The sequence below is a fragment of the Vibrio sp. 1F263 genome (genome assembly GCF_041439035.1).
Taxonomy (GTDB): Bacteria; Pseudomonadota; Gammaproteobacteria; order Enterobacterales; family Vibrionaceae; genus Vibrio; species Vibrio tasmaniensis_A.
Window position 1 is genome coordinate 1 of record NZ_JBGONI010000105.1, and the last position, 2,339, is coordinate 2,339.

Genomic DNA, 2,339 nt, shown 5'->3' on the forward strand with positions numbered 1-2,339 from the left:
GAACAACGAAATGTCGCTTAATGTAGTGTCCAGTCCTGCTGGAGCAGATCAGATCACGATGGAGATTAGCTGGGCAATCTCCAATTGCGCTCCAATAGTCAACAATACCTTTGATTTTGCCGATATCTGCATGACCGTTGTCATGCATAATTTTCATTAACTCTAAAGTCGGAATAGACTTCACTTCAAACGTTTCGGCTAACTCAGCCATGTCTTGATCATCTGTCACCACAGGAATATCTAACTCTAGCGCATACGCAATGTAGAGGGCATCAACCTTTTAGCGTCTTCTATAAGTAAGCACGAAATGTCGCCAGTCGTTGCCGTCGAGCATATCGAGAACAATGAGTGGTTCAGGTTGTTTTAACATGTCAGGGCCGCATCGTATTTTTTCATCATAGGTTATTGTATTCGATGATGGAGGGATAAATTGAGCGGCGAGTATGATGACCGTGATCATGACCATGTGTCGTGTTTGTTTGAGTAATCACGATGGTTTCAATTGTTGTGTTTTGTTGTGTCGTTGCCAGCGTCACTGTGCCAAAACCAAGATTTGGTAAACTATTATCCCATAAAAGAGAGCCTGAAAAGGGGCATAGCGCAAATACGCATCCGTTAGAGCCGCAAATCAACATACCTTTTTCTAGCAAGAGCGTAGTGGTTCCTAATGCCTGGTACTCTTTTCCTTGTGGCCGATTTCTCCACACTTCTTGTCCTGTTAATTGGTGAATGGCGATAATGTGACCATTGGTTGCGCAAAATAATAACTCTTTAAGGTATAGCGTTTTCGCGGTTTCTTTCTCTTCTGCCTCGATGGGGGAGTGTATGAAACAAGTAAATCCTTGCTGCGTCAGTTGACTTGCCTCCTCTTTTAATGTGCCATCTTCATTACTCAATAAAAGATATTCATTTTCTTTGTGTAGGAAAAGATAACGCATTAATCGCATTTCCATACAGGCAGTTGATGTGCTTTAGGGATAGGTTGGTTGTAAGGGTATTTCATTTGCAGTCCGTATTGGGCTTTTGGGTTCATAATTATTTTCCATTGTTGAGGTGTCTCGTCCTAAAATACGTTGACGGTGTTATGTCATGCTTTTTAAGCTTCTCTTGATAAAAACTAGAACAATACTGAAGCCCTCTCTCTTAGTGATGGATTGTCGCATGACGATAACATCGAGTTTTTACCGTCATATCTAAGGCCTTCACAACATCGCTCGCTTTCATTTCATTGCTGACTTCATAACCCATGATTTTAAGACTGAAGGCATCGGTAACCAATGACAAGTAATGAAAGCCCTCGATCGACTGAACATAAGTGATGTCGCTCACCAGAACCTCTCTGGTTTTGACGGAACGACTTCTTTTAGCAAGTTCGGATGTTTTTTCATCCAGTGCCTGCTGTTCGTTGTTTTGGTGTAACTCCGTTTCGGCTTAACGAGTAAGCGCTCTTCCCTGAGGTAATCAAACAAAGCATCACGCCCAAGTTTTACTCCCTTAGCTATCAGCCTAGGTTTCAATAAGAAATAGAGCTTACGAGTTCCTAGCCGAGGCATGAAGCGTCTTAGTTCAAGGACCATTCCTTTAACAGGAGCAAGCTCAGCCTGACGAGTTGCCTCACGCTTTTCTCTCTGTGACGGGATATATCGAGCAATGAGCAAGCTTTACTTAAGCTTAATTTCCTCTCCTTTTGAAGGCTTCTTGCTCCTTCGCTATATACTTTTTCTTAGCGACATCCCATGCTCAGCATCAATAATATCAACAACTCTGTTGAGAAGAAGGCACCTAAGACGTTCGTCTTCGAGCTCTTGTTCAAGTCGTTTTATTTTTTGGGCGGGTGTTTCATTCACTCTCGGTGATTTTGACATCGTGTTCTTCCTTGGATTGGTAGTCCAATCCATTTTGCCATGCTTTCTTAACCAAGTAAGAACGGTCGAACGACCTTGTATGCCGTAAATTGATTGGGCTTGTTTATAGGTCATATCGCCTTTTTCGATGGCGTCTACAATCTGTAATTTAAAGCCTAGTGTGTAATCACGCTGAGTGCGCTTAACGTAGTGTTTATTTGGAATGGTCATATGTGTAACACATTTCAGGACGGGACAGTGATTAACATCCTTGTTTAAATGCCCTCGACACCTAGTTTTTGATAAGTTGACCATTTAAGAGGGTATTTAAGTTCCTTAAAGCGCAATGGCTATTTATTCTACCATTTCTCCAGAGTCCATCTCGATATCTTGAGATATCGCCGACTCTTCAAGCTCTTGATGCGCGCGCTCTTGATGGTCATTGTCTGATTTGAGCTTTTCCGACTCCTTGCTGGCTAACGCTTTGACTGTCTC

Annotated in this window: 1 protein-coding gene and 2 pseudogenes; all 3 read right to left on the reverse strand. The window is 42.4% G+C overall.

From position 1 onward, the window contains the following. Positions 1 to 211: pseudogene (locus ACED25_RS23210) on the reverse strand (hypothetical protein); the annotation flags it as partial. Positions 212 to 395: 184 nt separating this feature from the next. Further along, positions 396 to 938 carry a hypothetical protein gene (locus ACED25_RS23215; RefSeq protein WP_371696243.1) on the reverse strand — a complete coding sequence of 181 codons (543 nt, stop codon included), beginning with the start codon at positions 936 to 938 and terminating at the stop codon, positions 396 to 398. 136 nt (positions 939 to 1,074) lie between these two features. After that, positions 1,075 to 2,075: pseudogene (locus ACED25_RS23220) on the reverse strand (IS3 family transposase); the annotation flags it as partial. Positions 2,076 to 2,339: the final 264 nt, after the last annotated feature.

Coding starts and splice junctions, on each gene's coding strand:
- ACED25_RS23215 (WP_371696243.1), bottom strand. CDS start 938: ATGCGTTATCTTTTCCTACACAAAGAAAATGAATATCTTTTATTGAGT.